General features: G+C 70.1%; 18 protein-coding genes. 12 read left to right on the forward strand and 6 right to left on the reverse strand.

Annotated features, from left to right (window positions below; genetic code table 11):
* Positions 1-197: 197 nt before the first annotated feature.
* Together R9Z33_RS22300 and R9Z33_RS22305 are read left to right on the forward strand one after the other, a co-directional pair.
* Complete coding sequence (locus tag R9Z33_RS22300) at positions 198-1,253, forward strand: calcium:proton antiporter (RefSeq protein WP_318648775.1); 1,056 nt, start codon at positions 198-200, stop codon at positions 1,251-1,253.
* Positions 1,254-1,323: 70 nt separating this feature from the next.
* The gene (locus R9Z33_RS22305) at positions 1,324-2,286 is read left to right on the forward strand and encodes a Bug family tripartite tricarboxylate transporter substrate binding protein (protein WP_318648776.1); all 963 of its coding nucleotides are present in this window, start codon (positions 1,324-1,326) and stop codon (positions 2,284-2,286) included.
* On the opposite strand, the gene R9Z33_RS22310 is transcribed toward R9Z33_RS22305, so the two are convergent.
* Complete coding sequence (locus R9Z33_RS22310; protein WP_318648777.1) at positions 2,287-3,180, reverse strand: LysR family transcriptional regulator; 894 nt, start codon at positions 3,178-3,180, stop codon at positions 2,287-2,289. It lies immediately after the preceding gene.
* A gap of 124 nt (positions 3,181-3,304) precedes the next feature.
* Here R9Z33_RS22310 and R9Z33_RS22315 point away from each other — a divergent pair, with 124 nt between their 5' ends.
* The 7 genes from R9Z33_RS22315 (at position 3,305) to R9Z33_RS22345 (ending at position 8,396) form a co-directional block, all read left to right on the forward strand.
* Positions 3,305-3,856: a carboxymuconolactone decarboxylase family protein gene (locus tag R9Z33_RS22315; protein ID WP_318648778.1), complete on the forward strand. Its 552-nt coding sequence runs from the start codon at positions 3,305-3,307 to the stop codon at positions 3,854-3,856.
* 47 nt (positions 3,857-3,903) lie between these two features.
* On the forward strand, positions 3,904-4,368 hold the full coding sequence (locus R9Z33_RS22320) for a nuclear transport factor 2 family protein (protein WP_318648779.1): 465 nt from the start codon (positions 3,904-3,906) through the stop codon (positions 4,366-4,368).
* Positions 4,365-4,979: a pyridoxamine 5'-phosphate oxidase family protein gene (locus tag R9Z33_RS22325; RefSeq protein WP_318648780.1), complete on the forward strand. Its 615-nt coding sequence runs from the start codon at positions 4,365-4,367 to the stop codon at positions 4,977-4,979. Before R9Z33_RS22320 ends, R9Z33_RS22325 begins: the two co-directional genes overlap by 4 nt.
* Complete coding sequence (locus R9Z33_RS22330) at positions 4,976-5,257, forward strand: hypothetical protein (RefSeq protein WP_318648781.1); 282 nt, start codon at positions 4,976-4,978, stop codon at positions 5,255-5,257. The genes R9Z33_RS22325 and R9Z33_RS22330 overlap by 4 nt, the downstream gene beginning before the upstream one ends.
* 206 nt (positions 5,258-5,463) lie before the next feature.
* Positions 5,464-6,579, forward strand: coding sequence for an NAD(P) transhydrogenase subunit alpha (locus R9Z33_RS22335; protein WP_318648782.1), 1,116 nt, complete (start codon positions 5,464-5,466; stop codon positions 6,577-6,579).
* A gap of 13 nt (positions 6,580-6,592) precedes the next feature.
* Positions 6,593-6,991, forward strand: coding sequence for a proton-translocating transhydrogenase family protein (locus R9Z33_RS22340; RefSeq protein ID WP_318648783.1), 399 nt, complete (start codon positions 6,593-6,595; stop codon positions 6,989-6,991).
* 4 nt (positions 6,992-6,995) lie between these two features.
* On the forward strand, positions 6,996-8,396 hold the full coding sequence (locus R9Z33_RS22345; RefSeq protein ID WP_318648784.1) for an NAD(P)(+) transhydrogenase (Re/Si-specific) subunit beta: 1,401 nt from the start codon (positions 6,996-6,998) through the stop codon (positions 8,394-8,396).
* A gap of 171 nt (positions 8,397-8,567) precedes the next feature.
* Here R9Z33_RS22345 and rpsU read toward each other — a convergent pair whose 3' ends face one another.
* A complete protein-coding gene (gene rpsU / locus R9Z33_RS22350; protein WP_027286066.1) occupies positions 8,568-8,771 on the reverse strand; it encodes a 30S ribosomal protein S21 in 204 nt (67 codons plus the stop codon).
* 154 nt (positions 8,772-8,925) lie between these two features.
* Here rpsU and def point away from each other — a divergent pair, with 154 nt between their 5' ends.
* The 3 genes from def to R9Z33_RS22365 all read left to right on the forward strand — a co-directional run bounded on the left by def (position 8,926) and on the right by R9Z33_RS22365 (position 10,755).
* A complete protein-coding gene (gene def / locus R9Z33_RS22355) occupies positions 8,926-9,426 on the forward strand; it encodes a peptide deformylase (RefSeq protein ID WP_318648785.1) in 501 nt (166 codons plus the stop codon).
* On the forward strand, positions 9,423-9,980 hold the full coding sequence (locus R9Z33_RS22360) for a COQ9 family protein (protein ID WP_318648786.1): 558 nt from the start codon (positions 9,423-9,425) through the stop codon (positions 9,978-9,980). The genes def and R9Z33_RS22360 overlap by 4 nt, the downstream gene beginning before the upstream one ends.
* A 121-nt stretch (positions 9,981-10,101) precedes the next feature.
* The gene (locus R9Z33_RS22365; protein ID WP_318648787.1) at positions 10,102-10,755 is read left to right on the forward strand and encodes a hypothetical protein; all 654 of its coding nucleotides are present in this window, start codon (positions 10,102-10,104) and stop codon (positions 10,753-10,755) included.
* A gap of 132 nt (positions 10,756-10,887) precedes the next feature.
* On the opposite strand, the gene R9Z33_RS22370 is transcribed toward R9Z33_RS22365, so the two are convergent.
* The 4 genes from R9Z33_RS22370 to purE form a co-directional block, all read right to left on the reverse strand.
* Complete coding sequence (locus R9Z33_RS22370; RefSeq protein WP_318648788.1) at positions 10,888-12,003, reverse strand: OmpA family protein; 1,116 nt, start codon at positions 12,001-12,003, stop codon at positions 10,888-10,890.
* A 260-nt stretch (positions 12,004-12,263) separates the two neighbouring features.
* Positions 12,264-13,370 carry an OmpA family protein gene (locus tag R9Z33_RS22375; protein WP_318648789.1) on the reverse strand — a complete coding sequence of 369 codons (1,107 nt, stop codon included), beginning with the start codon at positions 13,368-13,370 and terminating at the stop codon, positions 12,264-12,266.
* Positions 13,371-13,552: 182 nt separating this feature from the next.
* Positions 13,553-14,683: a 5-(carboxyamino)imidazole ribonucleotide synthase gene (locus R9Z33_RS22380; RefSeq protein ID WP_318648790.1), complete on the reverse strand. Its 1,131-nt coding sequence runs from the start codon at positions 14,681-14,683 to the stop codon at positions 13,553-13,555.
* Complete coding sequence (gene purE / locus R9Z33_RS22385; RefSeq protein WP_318648791.1) at positions 14,670-15,158, reverse strand: 5-(carboxyamino)imidazole ribonucleotide mutase; 489 nt, start codon at positions 15,156-15,158, stop codon at positions 14,670-14,672. Before purE ends, R9Z33_RS22380 begins: the two co-directional genes overlap by 14 nt.
* Positions 15,159-15,160: the final 2 nt, after the last annotated feature.

Below are 15,160 nucleotides of genomic sequence, written 5' to 3' on the forward strand. Positions count from 1 at the left end.
TTTGAATCAATGCTGCGCCCCGATTCGCGCGAACGAATCGGGACCGCCCGATTCGCACCTCCCAACCACAACCACTGGTGGCCCGCGCCCTGGCCGGACCACCATGGCGTTCTTCCTTTGTGCAAAATTGGCCCCGCGTTCCACTCGCGAGGCCTTTCTGGCATGATAGAGATCATCAATCGTCAGGGGTCCGCACCATGAAGCAAGCCGTCGGGAAGCTGCCGCTCTGGAGCTGGGCCATTCCGGTCTCCGGCCTCGCCCTGCTGCTCCTCTGGGGCGAGGGGGCCCCTGCCCTGCTGGTCGCCGCCGGGCTGCTCGGCGCCGTCTTCGCCGCCGTCCACCATGCCGAGACCGTGGCGCAGCGCCTGGGCGAGCCCTTCGGCACGCTGGTCCTGGCCCTTTCGGTGACGGTGCTGGAGGCGGGGATGATCGTCTCCATCATGCTGGGCGGCGACAGCCCGACCGTGGCGCGGGACAGCATCTTCGCCGCGCTGATGATCGCGCTGAACGGCATCCTCGGCCTCTGCCTCGTGCTCGGCGGCGTGCGGCACTTCGCGCAGAGCTTCCGCCCCGTCGCCGCCAATGCGTTGCTGGTGGTGCTGATGCCGCTGGCCGTCCTCACCCTGGTGCTGCCGAGCTACACGACCAGCACGCCCGGGCCGGTCTTCAGCTCGCCGCAGCTGGTCTTCGTCTCGATCATCGCGCTTGGCCTCTATGCGCTGTTTCTCTATGTCCAGCTGATCCGGCACAAGACCGACTTCATGGTGGACCACGGCCTGCACGGGGACCCGCCCTCGCGCGCCGCCGCCTGGCTCGCCTTCCTGCTGCTGGCGCTGGCGCTGCTGGTGGTGATCCTGCTGGCCAAGAAGCTCTCCCCCACCCTCGAGGCCGGGGTGGCCGCCATCGGCGCGCCCATGGCGGTCGTCGGCATCGTCATCGCCGCCATCGTCCTGCTGCCGGAGGGGATCACCGCGGTGAGGGCGGCGGCCAGCAACAACCTGCAGACGGCGCTGAACCTGGCGCTCGGCTCCATCGTGGCCTGCGTGGGCCTCACCATCCCGGCGGTGGCTGTCGTCGCGCTCTACCTTGGCGAGCCGCTGCATCTCGGCCTCAGCCAGTCCATGACAGTGCTGCTCGGCCTCACCTTCCTGCTGCTGGCGGTCACGCTGGGCAGCGGGCGGACGACGGTGCTGGAGGGGACGGTCCACCTCGCCGTCTTCGCGGTGTTCGTGATCTTCTCCTTCCTGCCTTGAGGCGGGGGCGGGCTTCCGCCCCCCCCCCGGCTTCGCGTAGCCTCGGCCCCAACAAGACTGAGGAACCGCCATGATCCAACGCCGCCCGCTGCTGCTCGGCGCGCTCGCGATGCCCGGCATCGCGCGCGCCCAGGCCTATCCGACGCGCAGCATCTCCTTCCTCATCCCCTTCGCGCCGGGCGGCGGCACGGACATCATCGCCCGCGCGCTGCAGCCCACCCTGCAGGATGAGCTGGGCCAGGCCCTGGCCATGGAGAACCGGCCCGGCGCCTCGGGCACGCTGGCCGTGGGGCAGCTCGCCCGCGCCCGGCCCGATGGCTACACCATGCTGATGACGACGGTGAGCGCCTCGGCCGTCGTGCCGCCTCTGCTCAACCCGCCGCCCTTCGACATCCACCGTGACCAGACACCGGTGGTGCTGGCCGGCACCGTGCCGCTGGTGGGCGTGGTCCCGGCCTCCTCCCCCGTGCGGGATTTCGATGGCTTCCTGGCGCATGCGCGGGCCAATCCGGGGACGCTGAACTATTCCTCCTCCGGCGTCGCCACGCAGCAGCATCTGGCGGCCGAGCTGCTCTCGGCCCAGGCCGGGCTGCGCATGACGCATGTGCCCTTCCGTGGCACCGGCCAGGCCGTGACGGAGATCCTGGCCGGGCGCATCGACATCGCCTTCGACACCCTGCCCACCTACCTGCCGCATATCCGCGCCGGCCGGGTGCGCGCCATCGCCGTCACCATGCCCCGGCGCGTGGAGTGGCTGCCCGATGTGCCCACGGTGGCCGAGAAGGGCTTCCCCGGCTTCGACGCCAATGTCTGGTACATGGTGATGGGCCCGCCCGGCCTGCCGGAGGCGATCACCGCGCGCTGGGTCGCGGGCGTGAACCGCGGGCTGAACGACCGCGGCGTGCGCGCCCGCATCAGCGAGGCGGGCTTCCTGCCCGGCGGCGGCACCCAGGCCGATGCGGCGGCGCTGCTGCGGCGCGATGCCGAGCGCTATGCGAACGTGATCCGGCAGGCGGCGATCAAGCTCGACTGATCAGCCGAAGGCCCAGTCGCAGCGCTCCGCCGCCATCTCGATGAAGGCGCGCAGCTTGGCCGGGATCAGCCGCGCCGCGGGCCAGGCGATCTGGATGGGCATGGCGGGCGGCTCGCAATCCCGCAGCAGGCGGACCAGGCGCCCGGCGGCGATGGCCTCGCGCGCCTGGTAGGCCAGGACCATGGTGACCCCGCCCCCTCGCTCCGCGGCGCAGAGCGCGGCATCGGCGCTGTTGGTGACAAGGCGCGGGGCGATGGGCACGCGCTGGTCGACGCCGGCGCGGAACAGCCGCCATTCCTCGGCGCCCTCGAAGGCGGAGAAGCGGATGATGCGGTGCGCCGCGAGCGCCTCGGGCTGTTCGGGCGTGCCGTGGCGGGCCAGGTAGTCCGGCGCCGCCACGATGATGCGCCGCGTCTCGCCCAGGCGGCGCGCCACCAGGCCGGAATCGGGCAGGTGGCCGATGCGGATGGCGCAGTCCACCCCTTCCTCCACCATGTTCACCCGACGGTCGGAAAGCTGGAGCTCCGCCTGCACGCCCGCGTGAAGGGCCAGGAAATCCGCCAGCAGCGGCGCCACATGCAGGCGCCCGAACACCGCCGGCGCCGAGACGACGAGCCGGCCCACCGGCGTGCGGCGCTCCGACTGCGCGAATTCCTCCGCCTCGGCCAGCTCGGCCATGATCCGCCGTGCCCGCTCCAGGTAATGCGCGCCCGCCTCGGTCAGCGTGACGGAGCGCGTGGTGCGGGCCAGCAGCCGCACGCCGAGATGCGCCTCCAGCGCCGCCACATGCCGCGTGACGGCCGAGGGGACGAGGCCCAGATGCCGGGCGGCCGGGGCAAAGCCCTTGCGGTCCACCACGGCGATGAAGGCGGAGATGGCGGCGAAGCGGTCCATGGATCATTGCAGCATGAGCAATGATGAAGTGCCAAGAACGGAAATTATCAGTTTCGCCGCAATGGCTGATCGTCCGGATCGCGGTGGCCGGGCCCTCCGGCCGCCCCGGACAAGGACCACCCTGATGACCCGTCTCGTCACCCATGCCTCGATCGACGCCGCCCCCGAGGCCTCGCGCCCCTTCCTCGACGCCGTCCAGAAGCAGCTGGGCTCCGTGCCCAACCTGTTCCGCACCGTCGCCAGCAGCCCGGCGGCGCTGGAGGGCTATCTCGGCCTGAGCGGCGCATTGGCCAAGGGCAGCCTGCCCGCCCAGACGCGCGAGCGCATCGCGCTCGCCGTCGCCGAGATCAATGGCTGCGACTACTGCCTGGCCGCGCACAGCTATATCGGCCAGCACATGGCCCGGCTCGACGCCGCCGAGATCGCCGCCAACCGCGCCGGCTTCTCGAACGACGCCAAGGCCGATGCGGCCGTGCGCTTCGCCGCCAAGGTGGCGCGAGAGCGCGGCCATGTGGAGGATGACGCGCTGCGCCTCGTGAAGCTCGCCGGCTACAGCGACGCGCAGATCGTCGAGATCGTCCTGCATGTCGCCCTGAACACCTGGACCAACTACCTCAATGAGGTGGCACGGACCGAGGTGGATTTTCCGGCAGTGACCCCCGCCCGCGCCGCGTGAGCCCGATGGCGGCGGGGCAGCCCGCCGCCACACCCGAGGAGAAAGCGATGTCCCGCCCCCCCTTCCCGCCCTTCACCGCCGAGACCGCCGCCCACAAGGCCCGCATGGCCGAGGATGCCTGGAACGGCCGCGACCCCGCCCGCGTGGCGCTGGCCTATACCGAGGACAGCCGCTGGCGGAACCGGGCCGAATTCCTCCGGGGCCGCGCCGAGATCGAGGCCTTCCTCACGCGCAAATGGACGCGTGAGCTGGAGTATCGCCTCATCAAGGAGGTCTGGGCCTGGCAGGGGAACCGCATCGCGGTGCGCTTCGCCTATGAGTGGCATGACGATAGCGGCCAGTGGTTCCGCAGCTACGGCAACGAGAACTGGGAATTCGACGAACACGGCCTGATGCAGACCCGCATCGCCTCGATCAACGACCTGGCGATCCGCGCCGAGCAGCGCCTTTTCCACTGGCCGCAAGGCCCCCGCCCGGATGGGCATCCCGGCCTCACGGAGCTGGGCTTGTGAACCAGATCCCCTTCACCCCCAGCATCCGCGCCGTGCAGGACCGCAAGACCGCGCGGCCCCGCCATGCCGAGATGGATTTCCGCAGCCGCATCACGCCCGACCTGGCGTGCTTCATCGCGGCGCAGACCAGCGTCTTCCTGGCGACGGCGAGCGCGGCAGGCCAGCCCTATCTCCAGCATCGCGGCGGGCCGGCGGGCTTCCTGCATGTGCTCTCGCCGAAGCAAATCGGCTTCGCCGACTTCAAGGGCAACAAGCAGTACATCACCCTCGGCAACCTCGCCGAGAACCCGCAGGCCTTCCTCTTCCTGATGGATTACGCGCATCGCCGCCGCATCAAGCTCTGGGGCAAGGCACGGGTGATGGAGGACGACCCCGGCCTGCTCCAGGCGCTGCGCCCCGAGGGGTATGCCGGCATCCCCGAGCAGGCGATCCTGTTCGACGTCGCGGCCTGGGACGCGAATTGCCCGCAGCACATCCCGCAGCGCTTCGAGGCGGCGGATGTGGCCGCCGCCCTGGCCGCCCGCGATGCGCGCATCGCCGAGCTCGAGGCGGAATTGGCGCGGCGCCGGGCCTGGCCTATGCCTGGGGCAACCTCAGGAGAGCCCTCATGAAAGCCTGGACCCTCACCGCCGCCCTGATCCTCGCCGCCGCCCCCGCCTGGGCGGACCGGGCCGGCGCCGAGCGCTGCGCGGCGGGGCTGCAGCCGCTGGGCCAGCAACTCTTCACCCGCGCCTTGCCCGGCGTGCTGGGCGGCGCCTCGATCCCGGATGCGCTGCGCAACGCCGCCGTCTCGATGGTGATGTCGGGCGCGGTCAGCCGCGATGCCGCGCGGCAGGCGGCGGAATCCGCCGGGCCCTGCCTCGCCATGGCGCGCCCCACGGGCGGCTGAACCGGCCGCACGCGCCCGGCGCTTGTCCGCATCCATCCGCCGGACCGCGGCGCCGGCCTTGCTGCCGCACGCCTGGGCAGGCGATGCGCCCTTTCCGGGCTGTCCGGATGATTTCCGAACATTCCACTCGGGAAATGCCGGTCCCCCGCTTGCACTTCGGGGCGCGGCGTGACTATGGAGCGCGGATTGTCCTTCTGGAGCACGGTATGCGCCTCGCGGTTCTCAAGGAAAGGCGGGCCGGCGAAAGCCGCGTCGCCGCCACGCCGGAAACGGTGAAGAAGCTGAAGGCCATGGGCCTCGGCGTTGCGGTGGAGGCGGGCGCGGGCCTGGCCTCGGGCATTCCGGACGCGGAATACGCGGCCGCCGGCGCTGAGATGGCTGCCGATGCCGCGAGCGCGCTGCAGGGGGCGGAGATCGTCTTCGCCGTGCGCGCGCCGGAAGCGCCACTGCCCAAGGGCGTGCTGCTGATCGGCACGCTGGGCGCCGATGCCGCCGCCGCGAGCGCCTATGCCGCGGCCGGCGTCGAGGCCTGCTCGATGGAGCTGCTGCCCCGCATCACCCGCGCGCAGAGCATGGACGTGCTCTCCTCGCAGGCGAACCTCGCGGGCTATCGCGCCGTGATCGAGGCCGCCGAGGCCTTCGACCGCGGTTTCCCCATGCTGATGACGGCCGCCGGCACCATCCCCGCCGCCAATGCCTTCATCATGGGCGCGGGCGTGGCCGGCCTGCAGGCCATCGCCACCGCGCGCCGCCTGGGCGGCCGCGTCTCCGCCACCGATGTGCGCCCGGCCGCCAAGGAGGAGATCAAGTCCCTCGGCGCCAGCTTCGTCGGCTATGAGGATGAGGAGAGCAAGGCGGCCCAGACGGCCGGCGGCTACGCCAAGCAGCTCTCGGCCGAGTTCTACGCGAAGCAGGCCGAGGTGGTCGCCGCGCACATCGCCAAGCAGGACGTCGTGATCTGCACCGCGCTGGTGCAGGGCCGCAAGGCGCCGACCCTGGTGACGGCCGAGATGGTCGCCAGCATGAAGCCGGGCTCGGTGATCGTGGACATCGCGGCCGATGCCGGCGGCAACTGCGCCGCGACGGTGCCGGGCGAGATGATCGTCACGCCGAACGGCGTGAAGGTGCTGGGCTTCACCAACTGGCCCGGCCGCATCCCCGCCGCCGCCAGCGCGCTCTATGCCCGCAACCTGCTGACCTTCCTGACGACCTTCTGGGACAAGGAAGCCAAGGCGCCCAAGCTGCCGCCCGAGGACGACATCGTGGCCGGCGTGACGCTGACGCGCGGCGGTGCCGTGGTCCACAAGAACTTCGCGGCCTGAGGAGAGAGCCCAGATGAGCACCCAGTCCGAACTGGCCGAAAAGGCCGCCGAACTCGCGGCCCGCGCGACGGAGCTGGCGGAATTCGCCCGCCGCGCCGCCGAGGCCGCCGCCCCCGTCGCGCAGGTGGTCGAGCCCTTCCTGCTGATGCTGACCATCTTCCTGATGGCCTGCTTCGTCGGCTACTACGTCGTGTGGAACGTGACGCCGGCGCTGCATTCGCCGCTGATGGGCGTCACCAACGCGATCTCCTCCGTCATCATCGTGGGCGCCATCCTGGCGGCCGCCGCGGCGCAGAGCGATGCGGCGCGCCTCTTCGGCTTCCTCGCCGTGACGCTCGCCGCCGTGAACATCTTCGGCGGCTTCATGGTGACGCGCCGGATGCTCGCCATGTTCCAGAAGAAGAAGGGCTGAACCGATGGCGACGATCTCGACCCTCGCCTACCTGGCGGCCTCGGTCCTCTTCATTCTGGCGCTGCGCGGCCTCTCCCACCCGGAGACCTCGCGCAAGGGCAACCAATACGGCATGACCGGCATGGCGGTGGCGATCATCGCCACCATCCTGAATTCCGGCATGGATTTCGGCGGCTTCGTGCTGATCGTCTCGGGCCTCGCCATCGGCGGCTCGATCGGCGCGGTGCTGGCCAACCGCATCCAGATGACCTCGCTGCCGCAGCTGGTCGCGGCCTTCCACTCGCTGGTGGGGCTCGCGGCGGTCTTCGTGGCGGGTGCGGCCTTCTATAGCCCCGAGAGCTTCGGCATCGGCGTGGTCGGCAATATCAAGGCCGCCTCGCTGATCGAGATGTCGCTCGGCCTCGCCATCGGCGCCATCACCTTCTCGGGTTCGGTCATCGCCTTCCTGAAGCTGGATGGCCGGATGTCGGGCGCGCCCATCATGTTCGCCGGGCAGCACAAGCTGAACGCGATCCTGGGCGGCGTGCTGGTCTTCCTGATCTTCCTTTTCGTGCTGACCGGCTCGCCCTTCCTCTTCTGGGTGATCGCGCTCCTCTCCTTCGCGCTGGGCTTCCTGCTGATCATCCCGATCGGCGGCGCCGACATGCCGGTCGTCGTCTCGATGCTGAACAGCTACTCGGGCTGGGCGGCGGCGGGCATCGGCTTCACCATCGGCAACCTGCTGCTGATCGTGACCGGCGCGCTGGTGGGCGCCTCGGGCGCCATCCTCTCCTACATCATGTGCAAGGGGATGAACCGCTCGATCATCAACGTGCTGCTGGGTGGCTTCGGCTCTGACAGCGGGACGGCCGCGGCCGGTGGCGGCGGTGAGCGCGCGCCGGTGAAGGCCGGTTCGCCGGAAGACGCGGCCTTCATCATGAAGAACGCGCAGAAGATCATCGTGGTGCCGGGCTACGGCATGGCGGTGGCCCAGGCGCAGCAGGTGGTGCGCGAGATGGCGGACCTGCTGAAGAAGGAGGGCGTCGAGATCTCCTACGCCATCCACCCCGTCGCGGGCCGCATGCCCGGCCACATGAACGTGCTGCTGGCCGAGGCGAACGTGCCCTACGAAGAAGTGCACGAGCTGGAGGAGATCAATCCGGAGTTCGCGGAGGCCGACGTCGCCTACGTCATCGGCGCGAACGACGTGACCAACCCGGCGGCCAAGACCGACAAGTCCAGCGCCATCTATGGCATGCCCATCCTGGACGTGGAGAAGGCCAAGACCGTGTTCTTCGTGAAGCGCGGCATGGCCAGCGGCTATGCCGGCGTGGACAACGAGCTGTTCTTCCGCCCGAACACCATGATGCTCTTCGGCGACGCCAAGAAGGTGACGCAGGAGATCGTGCAGGCGCTGCAGCGCTAAGCCGCAGCCTCACTCACGGAAAAGGCGCCGCAGCGATGCGGCGCCTTTTTTGTTGCCCGGGGCGCGGCGTGGCTTCGCGTCAGCCATAACGCAGAAAACCGCGGCAGGAGGCCTGCCACGGTGACGTCATCTCGATCCGGAAGAACCGGCGCCGAAGCGCCGGAGCCAGGCTCAGAAGCCTTCGCGCTCGATGCGCTTGCGCTCAACCTTGCGGGCGCGGCGAACGGCCTCGGCGGCCTCGCGCGCACGGCGCTCGGAGGGCTTCTCGTAGTGCCGGCGAAGCTTCATCTCGCGGAACACGCCCTCGCGCTGCAGCTTCTTCTTGAGCGCCTTCAGCGCCTGGTCAACATTGTTATCCCGAACGACGACTTGCACGCGGGCGAATCTCCTGATGGCCGAAAACGACGTATCGCCCCGGAGCGTCACGCCCCGTGGCCGTGCGGAGCGCATATCACATCCGCCCCTCTGGCGGGAAGCCCTCGCATGCGGGAAAAACACCCCCACATCCCCGGAGTTGCAAGAGGGCAGCATGGCCATCCTGAAGATCGCCCGCATGGGTCACCCGGTGCTGCTGGGCCGCGCCGCGGAGGTGGACGACCCCACCGCCCCCGAGATCCGGCAGCTCATCCTCGACATGGCCGAGACACTGGCCGATGCGGGGGGAATCGGCCTCGCGGCACCCCAGGTGCACCAGGCCCTGCGCCTCTTCCTTTGGCGCGAGGGGCAGGAGCTGCGCGTGCTGATCAACCCGGAGATCACGCCGATCGGCGCCGAGCGCGCCCGCGCCTGGGAGGGCTGCCTTTCCATCCCGGGCCTGCGGGGCGAGGTGGAGCGCCCCGCCCGCGTCGCCTGGCGCGGCCTGGACCATGAGGGCCGGCCGGTGCAGGGCGAGGCCGAGGGCATCGCCGCCCGCGTCCTGCAGCACGAGAATGACCATCTGGACGGCCTCTTCTATCTCAGCCGCATGACCGATCTCAGCCGCCTCGGCTTCGTCGAGGAACTGGCCCGCTTTCCGGAGGAAGCCGCATGACCGAAGCCACCTGGATCGACGCCGCGGTCCGCCGCGCCCGCAGGGAGGGATGGAGTGGCGAGACGCTGCGCCGCGCGCTGGCCGATTGCGGGGAGCCGCCGGAATTGCTCTCCAGCGCCTTCCCGCGCGGCGTCACGGGCGCGGTGGATGCCTGGCTCGCCCTGGTGGATGCCCGCATGGACGAGGCCGCGGCCGCGGAGGATCTGGCCGCCCTGCGCACGCCGCAGCGCATCCGCCGCGTGGTGGAATTGCGCCTGCGGCTGTTGCAGCCTGACCGCGAGGCGCTGCGCTCCGCCCTCGCCCTGCTCGCCCTGCCCTGGAACGCGCCGCTCGCCCTGCGGCTTCTGGCGCGCACCGCCTCGGCCATCTGGCATGCCGCGGGTGACCGTTCGGCCGACTTTTCCTGGTACACGCGCCGGGCGACGCTGGCCGCGGTGTATTCCGCGACCTTGGCCTTCTGGCTGCGCCCGATCGAGCCGGAAATGGACGAGGTTTTGTCGTTCCTGGACAGGCGCTTGCAAGATTTGCCTCAACCGGCGCGGAAAGCCGCCTAAACAGGCTTCGCGCCCTGCGCGGGAGCGTGTAAAGGGCGATGCTGTTCTGGTCAGTTTGGCCGTTTCGCCCGGATTCGCCGGGTGCGGGAAGCTGGCCCACCGATTCGGGAGATTGGGCGGAATGACGCCTTTGAAAAGCCCTCTGGCACGGCGCCTTCTTGCGGGCGTCGCGGCCCTTTCGGCGCTGGCCGCCTGCGCCGGGACCCCAGCACCCACGGTCACGGCTGCCGCGCCTGCCGCAGCCCCCGCGGTGGCGGCCGCCGCACCGGCGCCGGCAGCCCCGGCGACGCCTGCCGCTCGCACCGCTGCCGCCGCGCCGGCCTCGTCAGCTGCCAGCCGGCAATCCTGCCTGCAGCCGGCCGAGAAGGCTGCCTTCGACATCCGCGCTCTGCAAAGCCAGCTGCTCGTGGCGGCCCTCGCCTGCGGCCAGCACGACCAGTACAATGCCTTCGTCCGGAAGAATCAGTCGGAGCTGGCCACTGCCTTCCGCAATCTGGGCGCCTATTTCCGCCGGACGGAAGGCGCGCAGCACCAGCGGCAGCTCGATCAGTACATCACCGAGCTGGCCAACAGCCAGTCGCGCATCAGCATCGATCGCGGCAGCTTCTTCTGCCGCGAACAGGGTCCGCTTTTCGCGGCTGCGATGGCGGCGAATGGTCCGAGCGAGCTGTCCCAGGTGTCGGTCACGCGTCAGGTGCACCAGTCCCTGACGGCGCAGGCCTGCCCGGCGGCACCCGCGAGCCCGCAGCGTGCGAGCTCCCGCCCCGCGCGCTGAGCCCCGCTCCGCGACCCCAAGAAAGGCGGCCCCTGGGCCGCCTTTTTTTGTCTGCGCGCCGAGGGCCCTGCCCAACAAAAAAGGGGTGGCCGAAGCCACCCCTTTCGAAGTCTCGCGAAGGAGACGTCCGGCTTAGCGCAGGACGATCTCGACGCGGCGGTTCTGCGGCTCGCGCACGCCCATCGCCGTCGGAACCAGCGGACGATCGAAGCCGAAGCCCTGGATCGTCATCTCGTTGCGAGCGATGCCACGGCGAACCAGCTCGGCGGCCACCGCTTCGGCGCGGCGGACGGACAGGCGCTGGTTGTAGGCCGCGGAACCGGTGCGGTCGGCGTGGCCGGACACCTCGATGCGGGTCGAACGAACCGTACGGGCGTTCGTCGCCGCCTCGGCGATGATCTGGCGGGCGCGGTCGGTCAGGTCAGCGCGATCCCAGTCGAAGAAGACCAGGAAGGTGCGGGCCGGAGCCGGGGCCGGAGCCGGGGCCGCGACGGGGGCTGCCGGAGCCGGCTGCCACGGGAAGTAGCGCAGGCCGACCATGAAGGAGTGGTTCTCACCAGCCGTCTTCGCACCGCCGGACACCACCGGGGCGCCCGTCCGGGTGTTGTAGCCCACGACCGGGAAGTAGACCGGGTTGGACGCGAAGTAGCGGTACTCGGCCGTCACGGACAGGCCGCGCACAGAGCTGATCGGGAAGGCCGCGCCACCGATGGCCTGGTAGGCGAAGGCGCCTTCCGTGCCGGAGGTCACGAAGGTGCCGCCCGAGGCGCGGTCGATCAGCGTCAGCTCCTGGGCTTCGCGCCAGGCGTAACCGATACCGCCGCCGATGTAGGGGATGATCCACGGCGCGGAGGGGATGCGGAAATCGTAGAAGGCGTTACCCATCAGGCCCCAGGTGCGGCCCGTGCCCGAAGCCGTGCTCGTGGAGGAGCCGGTCGAGCCCGCCTCGTTCTGGCGGAAGCTGCCCTCGATCTCGGCGCGGATGCCGTTGCCGAAGGCATAGCCGATCGCCACCGAGCCGGCGAAGCCGGTGTCAGAACCCGCCTGGGTGGTGGTGGGGATGTTCAGCGCCCGGAGCTGGCCGGCCAGCTGCCGGTTGGTCAGGCCGGTCTGCTCCGGCACCAGGTTAACGCCAGCGGCGGCGCCGATGTAGACGCCCGAGAGCGACAGGGACTGGGCATGGCCCAGCGCCGGCAGGGCCAGGGCGGTCGCCATCACCCCAAGGGCGATTTTCGTTTCACGAAGCATTTCGCTTCTCCTTGCATAAGACGGCATGAACCACGCGGCCCTCAATCGGTCCGCAATAAGATTATCTTTTAGGACAAGCTGCGCGATTGCACAGCCTTCATTTAGGCATCTGCTCAGGAAGCAGTGACTTTCGCCTCACACGGTGCAGTTTTGCAACACCATGGTCCAGCTTGCCTGCCAAGTTACCAATGAATGACGCCCAACAAAAAAGGGGTGGCCGAGGCCACCCCTTTCGAAGTCTCGCGAAGGAGACGTCCGGCTTAGCGCAGGACGATCTCGACGCGGCGGTTCTGCGGCTCGCGCACGCCCATCGCCGTCGGAACCAGCGGACGATCGAAGCCGAAGCCCTGGATCGTCATCTCGTTGCGAGCGATGCCACGGCGAACCAGCTCGGCGGCCACCGCTTCGGCGCGGCGGACGGACAGGCGCTGGTTGTAGGCCGCGGAACCGGTGCGGTCGGCGTGGCCGGACACCTCGATGCGGGTCGAACGAACCGTACGGGCGTTCGTCGCCGCCTCGGCGATGATCTGGCGGGCGCGGTCGGTCAGGTCAGCGCGATCCCAGTCGAAGAAGACCAGGAAGGTGCGGGCCGGAGCCGGGGCCGGAGCCGGAGCGGCAACCGGGGCCGGGGTCGGAACGTTGAAGGCGTACCGGATACCAGCCAGGACGGACTGGTTCAGGTTGTCGCCGTCATAGCGGCCCTGCAGGACGCGGCCGTTGTTCGGGCCGCCCACGGCCTGGCCACGGATGCCCATGTCCGGCTGGGTGGAGCCGAAGAAGCGATACTCGAGGGTCAGGGCCAGAGCCGGCGTGATGCCGAAGGCCACGCCACCGATCGCCTGGTAGGCGAAGTTGTTGGCGGTGTCGTCGATGGTGATCATGCCACCATTGCCGCTGCCGCGAACCGAACGCCAGTTGCTCTGCACGACGCCGATACCACCACCGACATACGGGGTGATGCCAACGCCGCCCGGACGCCAGCCGGTCTGGATGTCGTAGAAGACGTTACCCATCAGGCCGTACTGATAGATCTGGCCACCCGTCGCGGTCGCGTTGCGCGTGCCGGTCGGCGTCGCGATCGTGCCCGAGCTGACGGTGTTCTGGCGGATGTTCGCCTCGAGCTCGGCGCGCAGGCCGTTGCCGAAGCCCCAGCCGATGCTGGCAACGCCGGCCCAGCCCCAGTCGGTGTCGAGACCGACCTGACCGGTCAGGATGCCCGACGGCGAGAGACGCGGGTTGACCGAGTTGTTCTCACGGTAGTTCGCACCCACGCCCGCGCCCAAGTACAGGCCCGAGATCGGTTGCGCCTGGGCGGCCACGGGCAGCGACAGAACCGTCGCGGCCATAAGGGCCTTCTTGAGGCTCATCCTCGTTCTCCTTAGATCAAAAACGTTTGTTCGGTCGCTGCGTGGCACACCCTCTGGATGAGAATCCCCGCTGCGTGAGGGCACCTTAACACCAGTGTTCCGGCAAATGCACCACCCCGCCCCGCATTTCCCACCATCTGTGGCCTAAAGGCAACAACGCCCATTGGCTTTTCGGCCACAGGTCACAATCCGTCACAGGCCGCCGCGTCATCGAGGCCCGCCAGCGCGTCCCGGGGCAGCAGGCGATTGGCATGGCCCAGCTTGCGGCCCGGCTTCGCCTCCGCCTTGCCGTACCAATGGGCCACGACATCGCCGCGCGCGAGCAGGCGCGGCCAGGCCGCCAGCCCCTCGGGCCCGACCAGGTTGCGCATCACCGCATCCGAATGGCGGGCAACCGGGCCGAGCGGCAGGCCGGCGACCGCCCGGATATGCTGCTCGAACTGCCCACAGGGGCAGGCGTCCATCGTCCAATGCCCGGAATTGTGCGGCCGGGGGGCGATCTCGTTGCCGAGCAGGGATCCATCCGGCAGCAGGAACATCTCCAGCGCCACGAGTCCCACCAGTTCCAGCGCGACCGCGACCTTGGCCACATTCTCCCGGGCCGCCCGCGCGGCTTCGGCCGGCAGCCGGGCCGGGGCGAAGGAGAGGTCGAGGATGTGGTGGCGATGCCGATTCTCCACCGCATCATAGGTGGCGACCGCCCCGTCCAGCCCGCGGGCCGCGATGCCGGAAATCTCGGCCGCGAAGGGAACGAAGGCTTCCAGGATCAGCGGCTTGGGCGAGAGTCGCTCGAAGGCCGCCGCGGCCTCCTCGGGGCGCCGGAGCACCGCCTGGCCGCGCCCGTCATAGCCAAGGCGCGTGGTCTTCAGCACGGCCGGCAGCCCGATCTCGCCGATGGCCGCCTGCAATTCGGCGAGGCTCGTCACCGGCCGCCAGGGGGCGACGGGGACGCCGGCCTCGGCCAGGAATCGCTTCTCCGCGATCCGGTCCTGGCAGATGGAGAGCGCGCGCGGCCCCGGGCGGCAGGGCACGCGGCCCTCTAGCGCCGCGAGCGTCGCGGCGGGCACATTCTCGAACTCATAGGTGACGACATCCACCGCGGCCGCGAAGCGGTGCAGCGCCTCCACATCCTCATACCCGGCCACGGTGGCCGCGGCCGAGACCTGCATGGCCGGCGAATCCGCCTCGGGGGCGAAGATATGGCAGCGATAGCCCAGGCGGGCGGCCGCGATCGCGCTCATCCGCCCCAACTGGCCCCCGCCCAGGATGCCGATGGTGGAACCGAGCGGCAGCGCCCCCTCAGACCGGGTCATGCGGGACGCCTTCCGTCTGGCGGGCGCGCCATGCATCCAGCCGCTCCGCCAGCGCCGGGTCGGCCAGCGCCAGGATGGAGGCGGCCAGCAGCGCCGCGTTGATCGCGCCGGCCTTGCCGATGGCAAGCGTGCCGACCGGCACGCCGCCCGGCATCTGCACGATGGAGAGCAGCGAATCCATGCCCTTGAGCGCATGCGACTCGACCGGCACGCCCAGCACCGGCAGCGGCGTCATGCTCGCCGCCATGCCCGGCAGGTGCGCCGCGCCGCCGGCCCCGGCGATGATCACCTGGATGCCGCGCCCGCGCGCCGTGGTCGCATAGTCGAAGAGGCGGCCCGGCGTGCGATGCGCCGAGACCACCCGGCATTCATGCGCGATGCCGAGCGCCGTCAGGGTTTCATCCGCATGGCGCATCGTCTCCCAATCGGAACGGCTGCCCATGATGACGCCCACACGGGGCGCGCTCTCCGCCATGA

The sequence above is a fragment of the Sediminicoccus rosea genome, assembly GCF_033547095.1.
Classification (GTDB): domain Bacteria; phylum Pseudomonadota; class Alphaproteobacteria; order Acetobacterales; family Acetobacteraceae; genus Roseococcus; species Roseococcus rosea.